Raw genomic sequence first — 15,360 nt, 5'->3', positions numbered from 1 at the left:
GATGCGTAAGCCCATAATCTTTTTACTTATTGTTGTGCTGGTGGCGCTTTACGCATCGCTGTTTGTTGTGCAAGAAGGCCAGCGGGGCATTGTGCTGCGTTTCGGTAAAGTGTTGCGCGATGATGAAAACAAACCACAGGTGTTTTCACCGGGTCTGCATTTCAAGATTCCGTTTATCGAAACGGTTAAATCGTTGGATGCACGTATTCAGACCATGGATAACCAAGCCGATCGCTTTGTAACCAAAGAGAAAAAAGACCTGATCGTTGACTCTTATATCAAATGGCGCATCAGTGATTTTAGCCGTTATTATTTGGCAACCGGCGGCGGTGATGTTTCACAGGCTGAAGTGCTGCTGAAACGTAAGTTCAGTGACCGTTTGCGTTCTGAAATGGGTCGTCTGGATGTGAAAGACATCGTGACGGATTCGCGTGGCCGCTTAACCACTGACGTGCGTGATGCACTGAATACCGGTAGCGCGGGCAACGACGACGAAATTGCGACACCCGCCGCTGATGATGCGATTGCTAACGCGGCAGCGCGCGTTGAGCGTGAAACCAACAGCAGTGAACCTGCGCCAAACCCGAACAGCATGGCGGCGTTAGGTATTCAGGTTGTTGATGTGCGTATTAAGCAAATTAACTTGCCGACCGAAGTGTCTGACGCCATCTTTAACCGTATGCGTGCAGAACGTGAAGCGGTAGCGCGTAGTCAGCGTTCACAAGGTCAGGAAGAGGCGGAGAAATTGCGCGCTCAGGCCGATTATCAGGTAACACGTACCATCGCAGAAGCACAGCGTGAAGCGTTGATTACCCGCGGTGATGGTGATGCTGAAACGGCGAAGTTATTTGCAAATGCGTTTAGTCAGGACCCGGATTTCTATGCTTTCATCCGCAGCCTGCGCGCTTATGAAAATAGCTTCAACGAAAATCAGGACATCATGGTGTTGAGTCCAGACAGCGATTTCTTCCGATATATGAAAGCGCCCTCTAACGCAACGCGATAAGAACTGATATAACCTACGGGCCGACACTTTTGTCGGCCTTTTTTTTGGATTACAGGAATGAACACGAGTATCTGGATGGCATTAGCGTTGGTATTGGTGCTGGAAGGCTTAGGACCGATGTTTATGCCACGTGCCTGGCGGCGGTTAATTCAAACCATGACGCAACTGCCCGATCGCCTGCTGCATCGTTTTGGCGGCGGCTTAGTGGTCGCGGGTGTAGTGATTTATTGCATGTTAAGCATGCACGGCAATATCTGATGCGCGATCGCTCACAGCCTAAATTGTGGTTTTAAGGCGCGTTTCCCCCCACATGTTGTAGTGATCAAAACTCAGGCAAAAAAGCGCGCAATCGTATGCTAAAAGTGCTGAAAGCGACCCGATCAGATGGTAGAATCCATTTTTAAGCAATCGGTGATTTTGAGAAATGGGTAAGAACGTCGTCGTACTGGGCACCCAATGGGGTGACGAAGGTAAAGGTAAGATTGTAGACCTTCTGACTGAACGCGCGAATTACGTTGTGCGTTATCAAGGCGGCCACAATGCGGGCCACACACTTGTCATCAACGGTGAAAAAACCGTTCTCCACTTGATCCCTTCTGGCATTCTGCGCGAAAACGTTACCAGTATTATTGGTAATGGCGTGGTTCTCTCTCCTGAAGCATTGATGAAAGAGATGAAAGGCCTGGAAGCGCGTGGGATTCCGGTACGCGAACGTCTGCTGATTTCTGAAGCTTGTCCGCTGATTCTGCAATATCACGTTGCGATGGACATGGCGCGCGAAAAAGCGCGTGGTGCCAAAGCGATCGGCACCACCGGCCGTGGTATTGGCCCGGCTTATGAAGATAAAGTGGCTCGCCGTGCTCTGCGTGTTAGCGATCTCTTCAACAAAGAAACTTTCGCAGCCAAACTGAAAGAAGTGGTCGATTACTACAACTTCCAGCTGGTGCATTACTACAAAGAAGAAGCTGTCGATTTCGACAAAGTGCTGAGTGATGTGATGGCGGTTGCCGACATCCTGACCAGCATGGTTGTTGATGTGTCTGAACTATTGGACGGCGCGCGTAAGCGTGGCGACCTGATCATGTTCGAAGGCGCACAAGGTACGTTGTTGGACATCGATCACGGTACTTATCCGTATGTAACCTCATCAAACACCACCGCAGGCGGCGTTGCCACCGGTTCAGGTATTGGTCCTCGTTACGTTGATTATGTGCTGGGCATCGTTAAAGCCTACTCTACTCGCGTAGGTGCAGGCCCGTTCCCAACGGAACTGTTTGATGAAACGGGTGAGTTCCTGTGTAAGCAAGGCAACGAATTTGGTGCTACCACGGGTCGCCGTCGTCGTACTGGTTGGCTGGATGCTGTTGCTGTTCGTCGTGCCGTTCAGATCAACTCTTTATCCGGTTTCTGCATGACCAAGCTGGACGTGCTGGATGGCCTGAAAGAAGTGAAAATCTGCGTAGCGTATCGCATGCCAGATGGCAGTGAAGCAACCACCACACCGCTGGCGGCAGAAAACTGGGAAGGCATTGAGCCGATTTACGAATCAATGCCAGGCTGGAGCGAAACGACTTTTGGTGTGAAAACACTGGAAGGCTTGCCACAAGCTGCCCGTAACTACATCAAACGCGTAGAAGAGATCACTGGCGTGCCGGTTGATATCATCTCTACTGGCCCTGATCGTAGTGAAACGATGATTCTGCGCGATCCGTTCGACGCATAATCACATTGAGGCCGGACAATCTCCGGCCTTTGTTTTTCCGCGCTTTGACGCCCCTGAATATCCCTTCGCTTATCAAATCACCCTCTGGCTTAAAAAAACGCACAGCTGCCCAGACTCTGGTTTATCATCTTACTTAATTAAAAAGCGAACCGGTTAACAATTGAAATTAATCGCAAGGCGAACACACGAATCAATGCCACTTTTGATGATTCACCGAGGTTAATGTGCAGCTGACAAGTTTTACTGATTATGGTCTGCGGGCCTTGATATATATGGCTACCTTGCCGGAAGGTAAGTTGACTAACATTACCGAAGTAACCAATACCTATGGCGTATCGCGTAATCATATGGTCAAAATCATCAATCAATTAAGCCGTGCTGGGTTTGTGGCAGCTACGCGCGGTAAAAATGGCGGCATTCGTTTAGGCATGAAAGCCAATCAAATCGTCATTGGTGAAGTCGTTCGTAAGATGGAACCGCTACAATTAGTAGATTGCAGCGCGTGTGCCATTACGCCAGCTTGCCGTTTAAGGAATGCACTCCATGCTGCGGTGCAGGTATTCTTACGGGAACTGGATAGCTATACCCTGGCGGATCTCGTTGAAGGAAATACACCTTTATATGAAATCATATTGTCCGAACCGCCGGTGGCAATGAAAATTAAATGACATCGGAGGAACCGTTATGTCAAAAGATCCTTATCAGGATAGAGAAGCTGAAAAATACGAAAACCCAATTCCAAGCCGGGAATTTATCCTGGCGCTGTTAGAAAAACGCGAAAAACCAGCCAGCCGCGATGAGCTGGCGCAAGAAATGAATTTGCAAGAAGAAGAACACCTTGAAGCATTACGTCGCCGCTTACGTGCAATGGAGCGCGACGGCCAGCTGGTGTTCACTCGCCGTCAATGTTACGCCTTACCTGAACGTCTCGATCTGCTGCGCGGCAAAGTTATCGGCCACCGTGATGGCTACGGTTTCCTGCGCGCAGAAGGGCAGAAAGACGATCTCTACCTCTCTGCAGAACAGATGAAGTTCTGCATGCACGGCGATGTCATTCTCGCTCAGCCTTTGGGCGCGGATCGCAAAGGCCGTCGTGAGGCGCGCGTTGTGCGTGTGCAAGAGCCGCGTAACAATCAAATCGTGGGCCGCTACTTCACTGATGCGGGAGCCGGATTTGTGGTGCCTGACGACAGCCGCCTGAGTTTCGATATTCTCATTCCACCAGAAGAAACCCTGAACGCCCGCATGGGTTCGGTGGTGGTGGTCGAACTGGTACAACGTCCAACACGCCGCACGAAAGCCATTGGTAAAATCGCTGAAATTCTTGGCGATGACATGGGCACTAGCCTTGCCGTCGATATGGCATTACGTACCCATGAGATTCCACACACCTGGCCGCCAGAAGTAGAGAAACAGGTAAGCAAGCTAAGTGAAGTGGTGCCAGAAGAGGCCAAAGTTGGGCGTGTTGATTTGCGACAGCTGCCGCTGGTCACTATTGACGGTGAAGATGCGCGAGACTTTGATGATGCCGTTTACTGTGAGAAAAAGCGTGGCGGTGGGTGGCGTTTGTGGGTTGCGATTGCGGATGTCAGCTATTACGTGCGTCCAGGCACGCCACTTGACGATGAAGCCCATCAGCGTGGCACTTCAGTTTACTTCCCGTCTCAAGTCGTTCCTATGCTGCCGGAAGTGCTTTCCAACGGATTATGTTCGCTGAACCCACAGGTCGATCGCCTGTGTATGGTGTGCGAAATGACCGTCTCATCCAAAGGCAAGCTGACAGGCTTTAAGCATTACGAAGCGGTGATGAATTCGCATGCGCGTCTGACTTACACCAAAGTGTGGAATATTCTGCAGGGCAATGCGGAACTGCGCGAGCAATATGCGCCGCGAGTCAAAGAGCTTGAAGAGCTGCATAATATGTATCAGGCGCTGGAAGCGGCGCGCGAAGAGCGTGGTGGTATATCGTTTGAAACGGAAGAAGCCAAGTTTATCTTCAACGCTGAACGTCGTATCGAACGTGTAGAGCGCACTTCGCGTAATGATGCGCACAAACTCATTGAAGAGTGCATGATTTTGGCGAACATTGCCTCGGCACGCTTTGTTGAAAAAAATGAAGAGCCGGCGCTGTTCCGCGATCATGATCGTCCTACCGATGAAAGTATTAAAAGCTTCCGCACCGTATTAAACGAGCTGGGGCTGACCTTGCCGGGCGGGACTAAGCCGCAACCCATCGATTACGCAGCGCTGCTCACGCAAGTTGCCGATCGTCCTGATGCGGAAATGCTGCAAACCATGCTGCTGCGCTCAATGAAGCAGGCCGTTTACGATCCAGAAAACCGTGGTCACTTCGGTCTGGCATTGACCTCTTACGCGCACTTTACTTCACCGATTCGCCGTTACCCAGACCTGCTCTTGCACCGCGCAATCAAATATCTGCTGGCAAAAGAGCAGGGCGAAGTGAAAGGCATTACTACCGAAACTGGCGGTTATCACTACGAGATGCAGCAAATGCTGCAGTTGGGCCAGCACTGCTCCTTAACTGAACGCCGTGCTGATGAAGCCACCCGCGACGTTGCTGATTGGCTGAAGTGTGACTTCATGCAGGATCAGGTCGGCAATGTCTTCAATGGCGTCATTTCTAGCGTCACCGGTTTTGGCTTCTTCGTTCGCCTCAACGATCTGTTCATTGATGGTCTGGTACACGTATCAACGCTCGACAATGACTATTATCGTTTCGACCCGATTGGTCAGCGTTTGATTGGCGAATCAGGCGGGCGTACTTATCGTCTGGGTGATGCCGTAGAAGTCCGAGTTGAAGCGGTGCACATGGATGAGCGTAAAATCGACTTTGCCCTGATTTCCAGCTCTCGCAAGCCACGCGGCGAAGGTAAAACGGCTCGTGAACGCGATAAACGTGAAGGCAAAGCACCGCCGAAGCGTCGTCGTGAAATCAGTAAGAAGGCTAACTTCGAGCCAGATTCCGCGTTCCGCGGTGAGAAGAAAAAGCCCGCTGGCGAAAAGAAAAAGCCTGCTGCTGCAAACACCGAGAAAAAAAGTAAAAAAGTCTCGGAGAAAACCCGTAAAATCGCCGCCGCCACTAAGGCCAAGCGCGCCGCGAAGAAGGCAAATCCTGTCTGATGCGCATCTCCGCCCTTGCTCCGAAGAGCAAGGGCGGTTCGTAATCCATTCATTCTCCCAATACTGAGCAGATCGATGAGCGAAATAATTTTTGGTATCCATGCCGTGCAGGCGCTGCTGGAAAACGATCCACAACGTTTCCAGGAAGTCTTTATCCTCAAAGGCCGCGACGATCGTCGTCTGCAACCGTTGGTAACCGCGCTGGAAGCTCAAGGTATCGTGATTCAACTGGCTAACCGTCAATGGCTCGATAGCCAGGTTGAAGGTGGCGTGCATCAGGGTATTGTCGCGCGCGTGAAGCCGGGCCGCCAGTATCAGGAAGGCGATCTGCCGGATCTGCTGCAAAGCCTGGAAAAACCGTTTTTACTGGTGCTGGATGGCGTCACCGATCCGCACAATTTGGGTGCTTGCCTGCGTAGCGCCGATGCTGCGGGTGTGCATGCGGTCATCGTCCCAAAAGATCGCTCCGCGACACTCAACGCAACAGCGAAAAAAGTGGCCAGCGGCGCAGCCGAAAACGTGCCGTTAATTCGCGTGACTAACCTGGCGCGTACTTTGCGCTTGCTGCAGGAATACAACATTTGGGTAGTGGGTACCGCTGGCGAAGCCGATCACACCGTGTATCAAAGCAAAATGACCGGCCCAATGGCCTTGGTGATGGGCGCGGAAGGTGAAGGTATGCGTCGCCTCACGCGAGAGCATTGCGATGAGCTGATCAGCATTCCAATGGCGGGCAGCGTTTCTTCGCTGAACGTGTCAGTCGCAACCGGCGTCTGTTTGTTTGAAGCGGTACGTCAACGCGCGCTGTAATCGCTGATGGCGTGATCGCCACCGCAAAAAAGTTTCTGTACCAGGCATAACTGCGCATCACTCCCATAATTAGGGAGTGAAATCCGTGAGGAGCCGTTATGACCTGGACAACCCACACCGTATTCAATCAGCCGCAACCTCTTAGCAACAGTAATCTCTTTCTGTCGGATACGCCGTTATGTGAAGCGCTACTGCGTGAAGGCGGTGAATGGGATCGCGATTGGCTCGCCTCGGTTGGTATGCAGCTTGGCAGCGCCGAATCACTGGAGCTGGGCCGTTTAGCCAACGCTGAGCCACCCGAACTGCTGCGTTACGATGCGCGTGGCGCGCGGCTTGATGAAGTACGCTTTCATCCAGCCTGGCATTTACTGATGCAGGGCGTTTGCGCCAGCCGTCTGCATAATCTTACCTGGCAGCCCAATGTGCTTGAACGCGCCAGCGTGGCGCGTGCGGCGCGCTTTATTCTCCATGCGCAAGTGGAAGCCGGCACGCTTTGTCCGGTGACCATGACGCACGCTGCCATTCCTTTGCTACAACGGACGCTTCCCGCCGCGTTTGAAGGTTGGCTCGATCCCCTGTTGAGCGATCGTTACGACACGCATGCACAACCTGGCGAACAGAAGCGTGGGTTGTTGATTGGCATGGGCATGACGGAAAAACAGGGCGGCAGCGACGTCATGACCAATACCACTCGCGCAGAGCCTTTGGAGCAGCGCGGGCCTGGCGAAGCCTATCGTATCGTCGGCCACAAATGGTTCTTTTCTGTGCCTCAAAGCGATGCGCATCTGATTCTGGCGCAAACCCAGCAAGGGTTAAGCTGTTTTTTTCTGCCGCGTCTGCTTCCTGACGGCGAGCGCAACGCGATCGTTATTGAACGACTCAAAGACAAACTCGGTAATCGCTCGAATGCCAGCGCAGAAGTTGAGTTTAAAGATGCCATTGGCTGGCTATTGGGCGAAGAAGGCGAAGGCGTGCGGATGATCCTGAAAATGGGCAGCATGACGCGTTTCGATTGTGCTCTTGGCAGCCACGGTCAAATGCGACGCGCTTTTTCTGTGGCGCTCTATCATGCACATCAGCGTCAGGTGCAGGGAAAAAATTTGGTGGACCAGCCTTTGATGCGACAGATGCTGGCGACGCAAGCGCTGCAGCTAGAAGGGCAAACCGCATTTTTATTACGTCTGGCTCGCGCCTGGTCGCAGCCTGCCCAACCGCATGAAGTCAGTTTTGCTCGCTTGTTCACGCCAGCAGCGAAATATGGCATCTGCAAAGCGGGCATGCCGTTTGTCGCCGACGCGATGGAAGTATTAGGCGGCATCGGCTATTGCGAAGCGAGCGAACTGCCGCGCCTGTATCGTGACATGCCGGTTAACAGCATTTGGGAAGGATCCGGGAATGTGATGTGCCTGGATGTGCTGCGGGTACTCACCCGGCAATCTGGCATCATCGACATGTTGAACCAGGAATTTGATGCGGTAAAAGGCAGCAATCGCCATTTTGATGCGCGCTGGCGTCAACTCAAGCTGCGGCTGCATAAAGCGCAGGAAGTGCAGGCGCATGAATTCACGCATCAGCTGCTACAACTGGCAACGGCGGCGCAACTGCTGAAATATGCTGAGCCGCCGATTGCTGATGCATGGTGTCGCCAATGGCTCGATTTGCGCGGATCGCGTCCGTTAGAAAACGCGCTGACCGATCGTTTATTACTGCGCGCGAGCGGCAGTTGAAGCGCCGTATAATGTTGCCGTGGCGTACCATAAGCCTGGCATCACCGTTTCATCAACCATCACAATCTGATAGTAAATCGCACCCGCTTGATTTGCTCGCGCATCGATTTCACGCTCAGCGTCATCTGGCGAACCGCGCACGCTAACGCTAATCGTGCCCAGCTTCGGCAAGCCGTGAGTTTGCGATCGTGAAATTTCTTGTGCATGGCTGGTCGGCGCAGGCGGCGCTTCCGGCGTATCTTTAAAAACTGAACAGCCGCTGAGCAGTAAGGCAAAAAACAACAGGAAAGCGTAACGCATGGCAAATCCTCCTGAGGGACGATGTATTAAGTGTATGTCACACCGTCCCGCAGGCAATTACGATTTGAGGTTAAAAACGCTGACCAACTGCGTCAGATGATGCCCTTTCTGACTCAGGTTCTGTGCAGTGGTTTCTGCCTGCGCCACTAAATCGCTGTTCTGATGCGTCGCCTGGCTGATCTGATTCATGGCCAGATTCACCTGACCAATGCCCGCTGCCTGCTGCTGCGCGGCAACGTTGATTTCACCCATCAATGCCTGAACCTGCTCAATGTGCGTCACAATGTTAGTCATCGCTTCGCGTGTTTGCTCAGACAAGGTATGGCCTTCAGCAACGTTACTGATGGAAGTCGCAATCAGGCCATCAATTTCTTTGGCGGCCTGTGCCGAACGCTGCGCCAGCGCACGCACCTCAGCCGCGACAACAGCAAAGCCGCGGCCATGCTCACCGGCACGCGCGGCTTCAACAGCGGCATTGAGCGCCAGAATATTGGTCTGGAAAGCGATCGATTCAATCACGTGAGTAATGTCGGCAATGCTTTGTGACGAAACTTTAATCGCCGACATAGTGTTGACCGAGCGCACCACTGTTTTGCTGCCGTGATTCACCATGCTGGTGGCTTCCGATACCAACGACATCGCCTGGCGTAAACTGTCTGCCGTGTGTTCCACCGTCGCGCCAAACTGTTCCATGCTGGCCGAGGTTTCTTCAACGCTGCTGGCCTGACGGCTTATCTGGGCGCTGATATCCTGGCTACTGGCGGCGATAGTGTCAGTACCATCGCTGATCTCTTGCGCCGCGCCGCGCACCTGCGCCACAATTTTTTCTAAACCGTCACCAATGCCGTTAATGGCCGTGATCAACTGACCCACTTCATCACGTCGCGACGTATCAAGATGAACCTGCAGATTGCCCGCAGCGTATTGCTCTGCAAGATGGATAACCTGCTGTAATGGGCGAGTAATGGCGCGTCGGCTGTACCAGGCAAAACCAAGCGCGAAGATCACCACCAGAACCAGACCGGTGATCATAAACAGATTGCGGCTATGGGTGATAGGAGCCAGCAGGCTGGCGCGGTTGACTTCACCCACAATCACCCAATTCCAACCAGGCAACTGCTGCCAGGCAAGCATCTTATTCTCGCCCGCAATTTCTGCTTCACGGATACCTTGTGGTTGAGTGACCAGTTGCTGCAGAAGCGCTTTATCCCAAGCGGGCTGCTGGCCTTCACGCTGCTTATCAAACAGGTATTGGCCCTGCAATTTGCCTGACGTGCCATTTAGCACGTAAAAGTGGCCGCTTTCGCCGAGTCGACGCGCCAGTATTTTTTCACGCATTAAGGCGTATTCTTTATCAATCTGTACGCCGACAAACAGAATGGCAACGACCGTACCGCTGCTATCTTTCACCGGCTGATACTGCGTGATATAGCGATGACCAAACAGCGTGGCGAGACCGCGATAAACCTCACTCTGATTCACACTTTTCCACGCGGCGCTGGTGCGATCCAGCTGAGTACCGATTGCGCGACTGCCATCTTCCTTTTTCAGTGAGGTCGAAATACGCACGAAGTCATCGCCATCACGCACAAAGATGGTGGAAACCGCAGCAGTGCGCTCGGTGAAATCATCCACTGCCGTTTGATCAAGGTTAAGCGTCTTCAGTCCGGCTCTCAGCGTCGGGGTCGAGAAGTTACCCACCTGAATACGAGCACTGTCGTCGCGGCTAAAATTTTTAGGCAGGAAACTGGCGAAAAGTTGGGTGTAGCTGCTGACCTCTTCGGTCAGTGTGGCGTTAAACATCGTCGCCATTTCGCTGATGCCTTGTACCTGGTTATGCATATCGTCCATTGCCAGACTTTCCAGCTGACGAGATGCGTTATGACTTTGCGTGAGAGTCAGGACAAATAACAGCAGCGCTACACTAAGAGACGTCAGTACAGACAGCTTTATTCCAAGGCTCAGGCTGCTGAGAGAGAGACGCTTCATAAATTACCTTTGATTATGATAGGAGGGTACAAGATCAACGGCAGGTAAGAAGAAAAGTTTAGGACGCATTGATCTAGATCAAGGGTGGGCTGATTAATATTTTTATTGGCAGAATGTACACGTCAAAGCAGATTTTGCCCCTTACTCAGGAGAGCACATGATTGAACTCACCACGGAAACATTGGCCGGTATTGAATGCCTACACGCAGCACCCGCAGGTCAGCGCCACGCCAGGCTGCCGACCGTGCTGTTTTACCACGGCTTTACGTCGTCTAAAGAGGTCTATGCCTATTTCGCCGTAGCGCTGGCTCAGGCTGGTTTTCGTGCGGTAATGCCAGATGCGGATATGCATGGGGCGCGCTACAACGGTGATGCCGAGTCTCGAATGAGCCACTTCTGGGACATCCTGAAACAGAACATTGATGAAGTCCCTCAACTGGAAGCCGCGCTGCGCGAGAATGACCTGATTAGTCATGATCGTTTTGCGGTCGCAGGGGCATCGATGGGAGGAATGACAGCATTAGGTGCAATGGCGCGTTATCCGCAGATTCACAGCGTCGCCTGTATGATGGGGTCGGGCTATTTTATGCAGCTCAGCAATACGCTGTTCCCGCCGCTGGTGGCGCGCACACCAGAACAAAAGACGCAGTTTGCCGAACGCATGGCACCGCTAGCGGGTTACGATCCTTGCGGACAGTTGGATAAGCTGGCTAATCGGCCGTTGCTGTTGTGGCATGGTGAAGCTGATGAAGTGGTGCCTTTTGCAGAAACCACAAGGCTTGATACGGCCCTGCGCGAACAAGGGCTGGACGCTAATTTGACCTCGCTGTCCGAAAAACATATCGGCCACAAAATCACGCCCTCAGGCCTGACCGCGCTAGTGAGTTTCTTTAAACACCGGCTGTAAATGAAATTGGGCTGGTAGCACGCTGCCAGCCCGTTACGTTACAGGGCATTAGTACGAATTCGATAACCGCTCCGCTGCGCTGATGGTGACGTTGGCATTGCTATTGCCTGGCGTATCCAATCGATTAACGTAAACATAGCCTGAAGCCGCTTTGCTACTGTTACTTCTCATCTGCTGCGCACAGTCAGCACTGCTGGCAAGGGCGGGTGGAGACAGGAAGAGACCCAGTAAGGTGGCGATGACGAACGTTTTCATGCTCGACTCCTCACTACAGGGAAAACACTCTGGCAGGACGCCGACAAAAAGGCCGCGACGTCTGAATAAAGTTTAGTGGCTGGTCATTATGTCGCCAGTCGGCCTTTTGATGCTCTTCTTCAGCTAATTTGAACAATTCTTATACAACGCGTTGTATTAGCAGAGATAGCACAAAAGGTAGCGGTATTTGGCACGATCTGTACGATTTGTTGAAATGTGCTCTTGAGTTTAGTGGGGGACATCAGTATGATTACGCGTCAATTTTTCAGCCGCATTCTCAGGCTGTGACCCATGAAAATTGGGGCACGGTCTATAACGTTCCTTGCTTCCACGGGCCGCGGTTGACCCAGACAGGAGGCTGAATAATCCGTAAGGAGCAATTTCGATGCGTCATTACGAAATCGTATTTATGGTCCATCCTGACCAGAGCGAACAGGTTCCAGGCATGATCGAGCGTTACACTGGTGCTATCACTGGTGCAGAAGGCACGATCCACCGTTTGGAAGACTGGGGCCGCCGTCAGCTGGCTTACCCGATCAACAAACTGCACAAAGCACATTACGTTCTGCTGAACGTAGAAGCTCCGCAGGAAGTGATCGACGAGCTGGAAACGAACTTCCGCTTCAACGACGCCGTTATCCGTAGCATGGTTATGCGCGTTAAAAACGCGGTAACTGAAGCATCACCGATGGTTAAAGCGAAAGATGAGCGTCGTGATCGTCGCGAAGATTTTGCTAACGAATCCGCTGATGACTCAGATGCTGGGGATTCTGAAGAGTAATCCATCGTGACGGCTAATCGACTGCGTTTGTCTGGCACCGTGTGCAAGACACCGGTTCGAAAAATAAGTCCGTCAGGAATCCCGCATTGTCAGTTTGTGCTTGAGCACAACTCAGTGCAGGAGGAAGCCGGGTTTCACCGGCAAGCCTGGTGTCGGATGCCGGTGATTATCAGCGGCAGCACCCATCAGGTGATTACTCAACATATAACGGTCGGCACGCAACTCATTCTCGAAGGTTTCATTAGCTGCCATCAGGCGCGAAATGGCCAGAGTAAAATGGTGTTACATGCCGAGCAGATTGAATTGATAGATTCTGGAGACTAGCCAAATGGCACGTTATTTCCGTCGTCGCAAGTTCTGCCGTTTCACCGCGGAAGGCGTTCAAGAGATCGATTATAAAGATATCGCAACGCTGAAAAACTACATCACTGAAAGCGGCAAGATTGTCCCAAGCCGTATCACTGGTACTCGCGCTAAATACCAGCGTCAGCTGGCTCGTGCTATCAAGCGCGCGCGTTACCTGTCTCTGCTGCCGTACACTGATCGTCATCAGTAATCGGCAACTGTCCATTAACGACTTTAAGAGGATAAGGTAATGCAAGTTATTCTGCTTGATAAAGTAGCAAACCTGGGTAACCTGGGTGATCAGGTTAACGTTAAAGCGGGCTACGCTCGTAACTTCCTGGTTCCTAAGGGCAAAGCTGTCCCTGCTACCAAGAAAAACGTTGAATTCTTCGAAGCACGCCGCGCAGAACTGGAAGCGAAACAAGCTGACGTTCTGTCTGCAGCGACTGCACGCGCTGAGAAAATCAACGCACTGGACACCGTTACCATCGCGTCTAAAGCAGGCGACGAAGGTAAACTGTTCGGTTCCATCGGTACCCGCGACGTTGCAGATGCAGTAACTGCAGCTGGCGTTGAAGTGTCTAAGAGCGAAGTTCGTTTACCGAACGGCGTTCTGCGCACCACCGGTGAGCACGAAGTGGACTTCCAGGTTCACAGCGATGTATTCGCGAAACTGATCGTGAAAGTAGTGGCTGCGTAATTTATTACCCAGCAACGCAAAACGCCGGCCTTGTGCCGGCGTTTTTGTTTATTGCGCGCGAAGAAAGCTGCCATCTGGCTGACGCGTAAACAGCACCGGGCCATTTGCACTCTCAACCGTCAATCCTGTCACTGCGCCTTGCGCATCTTGTCTTATCTTCACTTGTTGTCCACTTTGTAGAGCGCTCAGCGGCTGATCGTTGCCCTCGACACGCGCCATGGCAAAGACATCATTCACCGGCAAATTATTATCGCGAAACAGCTGCGCTAGCGTCTGGCCTGATGCCACGGTATAGCTGCGCCACGCACCTTGTGAATCACTTTTCGGTGGAGTTTGCTGCTGTGAAGGTGCTGCCTTGTTTTCGTAGATATCCGCCTGCATCGGCGTCTCTTGCTCAGAGGATGAGGTCACAGGACGTTCCACCGGATATTTTGGCGTACTGCTCGGCCAGAGAAACGCCAGCAGCATCAGCAGCAGGGCAATAACAATGCCACGGCGATGCGGGGCAGGTAGTGGGTCCATCCAGCGAATCGTGTCTGTCAGGTGCCAAATACGATGCAGCCAGTTAGGTAAGCGGGATGACGCGTCTGAAGCCATTCGTGGTTCCTCCTCTCCGGCGGATTGCTGTGGCTTGCGTTGATGCAGCCAGGTTTGCAGCCGGGATAAAATACGCGGTGCGTGCGTCCTGCGGCGTCGTGGGGCGATCTGGCCCATGTTCTCTCTCTTCATTATGTGCCACAGACAAGAGAAGCCTTGTCTGTTGTGATATACCTTTCATCTTTTCAACTTGCATATGCAGTGGATCGAATACCCAGGCTGCTTGCTCCCGGATATTCTCTGCTTGCTGCTTTCCTGCAATTCGAACGTTCTGAGATACAGTATGGGCAATGTGGACGCGAAGTGCCCGCCAGCATTGATAAATTTGACCTGCGTATTGTTTCTCTTTCATCGCGAAAAGTCATCCGCGATGCAGGGCATTTTACGCCAGCGGCCTGCGCTGCTATGCTGCCCGCTCGAATTTTTTACCAGAGTGAAAGGAACGAAGATGACAACCCCTTCTTTCGACAGCGTCGAAGCACAAGCAAGTTATGGTATTGGTTTACAGGTTGGCCAGCAGTTGCTGGAATCTGGTCTGCAAGGGTTGCAACCAGAAGCACTGCTCGCGGGCCTGCGCGACGCGCTGGAAGGGAATTCACCGGCGGTCCCGGTAGATGTGGTACATCGCGCGCTGCGTGAAGTGCATGAGCGTGCGGAAGGCGTACGTCGTGAGCGTACTGAAGCAATGGCAGCACAAGGTCAGACGTTCCTGGCTGACTACGCACAGCGTGAAGGCGTGAGCAGCACCGAATCAGGTCTGCAGTTCAGCGTAATCACTCAAGGTGAAGGCCCAATCCCATCTCGTCAGGATCGCGTACGCGTTCACTACACCGGTAAACTGATTGACGGCACCGTGTTTGACAGCTCAGTCGCACGTGGCGAGCCAGCGGAATTCCCGGTTAGCGGCGTGATTGCAGGCTGGATTGAAGCATTGACCCTGATGCCGGTCGGCTCAAAATGGGAACTGGTTATTCCTCACAACCTCGCTTACGGCGAGCGCGGTGCGGGCGCATCCATCCCACCTTTCAGCACGTTAGTGTTTGAAGTCGAGCTGCTCGAAATCCTGTAATACCCAAGGG

General features: G+C 52.5%; 18 protein-coding genes. 13 read left to right on the top strand and 5 right to left on the bottom strand.

Features of this window, described 5'->3' with window-relative positions; genetic code table 11:
• Nucleotide 1 precedes the first annotated feature (1 nt).
• The 7 genes from hflC to SC127_RS06790 all read left to right on the top strand — a co-directional run bounded on the left by hflC (nt 2) and on the right by SC127_RS06790 (nt 8,407).
• Nucleotides 2-1,006, top strand: coding sequence for a protease modulator HflC (gene hflC, locus SC127_RS06820; RefSeq protein WP_215845476.1), 1,005 nt, complete (start codon nt 2-4; stop codon nt 1,004-1,006).
• 57 nt (nt 1,007-1,063) lie between these two features.
• Nucleotides 1,064-1,264: a DUF2065 domain-containing protein gene (locus SC127_RS06815; protein ID WP_243078843.1), complete on the top strand. Its 201-nt coding sequence runs from the start codon at nt 1,064-1,066 to the stop codon at nt 1,262-1,264.
• 166 nt (nt 1,265-1,430) lie between these two features.
• A complete protein-coding gene (locus SC127_RS06810) occupies nt 1,431-2,729 on the top strand; it encodes an adenylosuccinate synthase (protein WP_215845478.1) in 1,299 nt (432 codons plus the stop codon).
• Nucleotides 2,730-2,953: 224 nt separating this feature from the next.
• Nucleotides 2,954-3,397 (top strand): nitric oxide-sensing transcriptional repressor NsrR, encoded by a 444-nt coding sequence (nsrR, locus tag SC127_RS06805; RefSeq protein ID WP_215845479.1) that lies wholly within the window; start codon nt 2,954-2,956, stop codon nt 3,395-3,397.
• 16 nt (nt 3,398-3,413) lie between these two features.
• The gene (rnr, locus tag SC127_RS06800) at nt 3,414-5,870 is read left to right on the top strand and encodes a ribonuclease R (protein ID WP_243078844.1); all 2,457 of its coding nucleotides are present in this window, start codon (nt 3,414-3,416) and stop codon (nt 5,868-5,870) included.
• Nucleotides 5,871-5,945: 75 nt separating this feature from the next.
• Nucleotides 5,946-6,680: a 23S rRNA (guanosine(2251)-2'-O)-methyltransferase RlmB gene (gene rlmB, locus SC127_RS06795; protein WP_215845480.1), complete on the top strand. Its 735-nt coding sequence runs from the start codon at nt 5,946-5,948 to the stop codon at nt 6,678-6,680.
• Nucleotides 6,681-6,778: 98 nt separating this feature from the next.
• Nucleotides 6,779-8,407 carry an isovaleryl-CoA dehydrogenase gene (locus tag SC127_RS06790; protein ID WP_332625841.1) on the top strand — a complete coding sequence of 543 codons (1,629 nt, stop codon included), beginning with the start codon at nt 6,779-6,781 and terminating at the stop codon, nt 8,405-8,407.
• Here the strand turns inward: SC127_RS06790 and bsmA are convergent.
• Together bsmA and SC127_RS06780 are read right to left on the bottom strand one after the other, a co-directional pair.
• Nucleotides 8,384-8,707: a biofilm peroxide resistance protein BsmA gene (bsmA, locus tag SC127_RS06785; protein WP_215845482.1), complete on the bottom strand. Its 324-nt coding sequence runs from the start codon at nt 8,705-8,707 to the stop codon at nt 8,384-8,386. The genes SC127_RS06790 and bsmA overlap by 24 nt on opposite strands.
• A gap of 57 nt (nt 8,708-8,764) precedes the next feature.
• A complete protein-coding gene (locus SC127_RS06780; RefSeq protein WP_215845483.1) occupies nt 8,765-10,696 on the bottom strand; it encodes a methyl-accepting chemotaxis protein in 1,932 nt (643 codons plus the stop codon).
• A 157-nt stretch (nt 10,697-10,853) separates the two neighbouring features.
• Here SC127_RS06780 and yjfP point away from each other — a divergent pair, with 157 nt between their 5' ends.
• Nucleotides 10,854-11,603 carry an esterase gene (gene yjfP / locus SC127_RS06775; RefSeq protein ID WP_215845484.1) on the top strand — a complete coding sequence of 250 codons (750 nt, stop codon included), beginning with the start codon at nt 10,854-10,856 and terminating at the stop codon, nt 11,601-11,603.
• Nucleotides 11,604-11,651: 48 nt separating this feature from the next.
• On the opposite strand, the gene SC127_RS06770 is transcribed toward yjfP, so the two are convergent.
• Entirely contained in the window at nt 11,652-11,858 is a 207-nt protein-coding gene (locus SC127_RS06770; protein ID WP_215845485.1) for a hypothetical protein, read from the bottom strand.
• A gap of 385 nt (nt 11,859-12,243) precedes the next feature.
• Between SC127_RS06770 and rpsF the strand changes: the two genes are divergently transcribed.
• Genes rpsF through rplI form a run of 4 tightly spaced genes read left to right on the top strand, consistent with a single transcriptional unit; the run spans nt 12,244 to nt 13,684 of the window.
• On the top strand, nt 12,244-12,639 hold the full coding sequence (gene rpsF / locus SC127_RS06765) for a 30S ribosomal protein S6 (RefSeq protein WP_215845486.1): 396 nt from the start codon (nt 12,244-12,246) through the stop codon (nt 12,637-12,639).
• A 6-nt stretch (nt 12,640-12,645) separates the two neighbouring features.
• Nucleotides 12,646-12,963: a primosomal replication protein N gene (priB, locus tag SC127_RS06760; RefSeq protein ID WP_215845487.1), complete on the top strand. Its 318-nt coding sequence runs from the start codon at nt 12,646-12,648 to the stop codon at nt 12,961-12,963.
• A gap of 4 nt (nt 12,964-12,967) precedes the next feature.
• Nucleotides 12,968-13,195: a 30S ribosomal protein S18 gene (rpsR, locus tag SC127_RS06755; RefSeq protein ID WP_000135199.1), complete on the top strand. Its 228-nt coding sequence runs from the start codon at nt 12,968-12,970 to the stop codon at nt 13,193-13,195.
• Nucleotides 13,196-13,234: 39 nt separating this feature from the next.
• Complete coding sequence (gene rplI, locus SC127_RS06750) at nt 13,235-13,684, top strand: 50S ribosomal protein L9 (protein WP_215845488.1); 450 nt, start codon at nt 13,235-13,237, stop codon at nt 13,682-13,684.
• A 48-nt stretch (nt 13,685-13,732) separates the two neighbouring features.
• On the opposite strand, the gene SC127_RS06745 is transcribed toward rplI, so the two are convergent.
• Nucleotides 13,733-14,281, bottom strand: a complete 549-nt coding sequence (locus SC127_RS06745) for a LysM-like peptidoglycan-binding domain-containing protein (protein WP_243078847.1) — start codon at nt 14,279-14,281, stop codon at nt 13,733-13,735.
• Nucleotides 14,250-14,633, bottom strand: coding sequence for a hypothetical protein (locus tag SC127_RS06740; RefSeq protein ID WP_332625840.1), 384 nt, complete (start codon nt 14,631-14,633; stop codon nt 14,250-14,252). Before SC127_RS06740 ends, SC127_RS06745 begins: the two co-directional genes overlap by 32 nt.
• Before the next feature lie 96 nt (nt 14,634-14,729).
• Here SC127_RS06740 and fklB point away from each other — a divergent pair, with 96 nt between their 5' ends.
• A complete protein-coding gene (gene fklB / locus SC127_RS06735; RefSeq protein WP_243078849.1) occupies nt 14,730-15,350 on the top strand; it encodes an FKBP-type peptidyl-prolyl cis-trans isomerase in 621 nt (206 codons plus the stop codon).
• The last annotated feature ends 10 nt before the right edge of the window (nt 15,351-15,360 follow it).

The sequence above is a fragment of the Pantoea sp. T14 genome (assembly GCF_036663535.1).
Taxonomy (GTDB): Bacteria; Pseudomonadota; Gammaproteobacteria; order Enterobacterales; family Enterobacteriaceae; genus Pantoea; species Pantoea phytostimulans.
Note: the sequence above shows the minus strand (reverse complement) of the source record. Positions and strands in the feature narration are given on the sequence as shown.

What these genes read in the sequence shown, in the direction of transcription:
- SC127_RS06745 (WP_243078847.1), bottom strand. Translation starts at nt 14,281, where the DNA reads ATGGCTTCAGACGCGTCATCCCGCTTACCTAACTGGCTGCATCGTATT.
- yjfP (WP_215845484.1), top strand. Translation starts at nt 10,854, where the DNA reads ATGATTGAACTCACCACGGAAACATTGGCCGGTATTGAATGCCTACAC.
- fklB (WP_243078849.1), top strand. Translation starts at nt 14,730, where the DNA reads ATGACAACCCCTTCTTTCGACAGCGTCGAAGCACAAGCAAGTTATGGT.
- hflC (WP_215845476.1), top strand. Translation starts at nt 2, where the DNA reads ATGCGTAAGCCCATAATCTTTTTACTTATTGTTGTGCTGGTGGCGCTT.
- SC127_RS06780 (WP_215845483.1), bottom strand. Translation starts at nt 10,696, where the DNA reads ATGAAGCGTCTCTCTCTCAGCAGCCTGAGCCTTGGAATAAAGCTGTCT.
- bsmA (WP_215845482.1), bottom strand. Translation starts at nt 8,707, where the DNA reads ATGCGTTACGCTTTCCTGTTGTTTTTTGCCTTACTGCTCAGCGGCTGT.
- rnr (WP_243078844.1), top strand. Translation starts at nt 3,414, where the DNA reads ATGTCAAAAGATCCTTATCAGGATAGAGAAGCTGAAAAATACGAAAAC.
- SC127_RS06770 (WP_215845485.1), bottom strand. Translation starts at nt 11,858, where the DNA reads ATGAAAACGTTCGTCATCGCCACCTTACTGGGTCTCTTCCTGTCTCCA.
- rplI (WP_215845488.1), top strand. Translation starts at nt 13,235, where the DNA reads ATGCAAGTTATTCTGCTTGATAAAGTAGCAAACCTGGGTAACCTGGGT.
- SC127_RS06810 (WP_215845478.1), top strand. Translation starts at nt 1,431, where the DNA reads ATGGGTAAGAACGTCGTCGTACTGGGCACCCAATGGGGTGACGAAGGT.
- SC127_RS06815 (WP_243078843.1), top strand. Translation starts at nt 1,064, where the DNA reads ATGAACACGAGTATCTGGATGGCATTAGCGTTGGTATTGGTGCTGGAA.
- SC127_RS06740 (WP_332625840.1), bottom strand. Translation starts at nt 14,633, where the DNA reads ATGAAAGAGAAACAATACGCAGGTCAAATTTATCAATGCTGGCGGGCA.
- rlmB (WP_215845480.1), top strand. Translation starts at nt 5,946, where the DNA reads ATGAGCGAAATAATTTTTGGTATCCATGCCGTGCAGGCGCTGCTGGAA.
- SC127_RS06790 (WP_332625841.1), top strand. Translation starts at nt 6,779, where the DNA reads ATGACCTGGACAACCCACACCGTATTCAATCAGCCGCAACCTCTTAGC.
- rpsR (WP_000135199.1), top strand. Translation starts at nt 12,968, where the DNA reads ATGGCACGTTATTTCCGTCGTCGCAAGTTCTGCCGTTTCACCGCGGAA.
- rpsF (WP_215845486.1), top strand. Translation starts at nt 12,244, where the DNA reads ATGCGTCATTACGAAATCGTATTTATGGTCCATCCTGACCAGAGCGAA.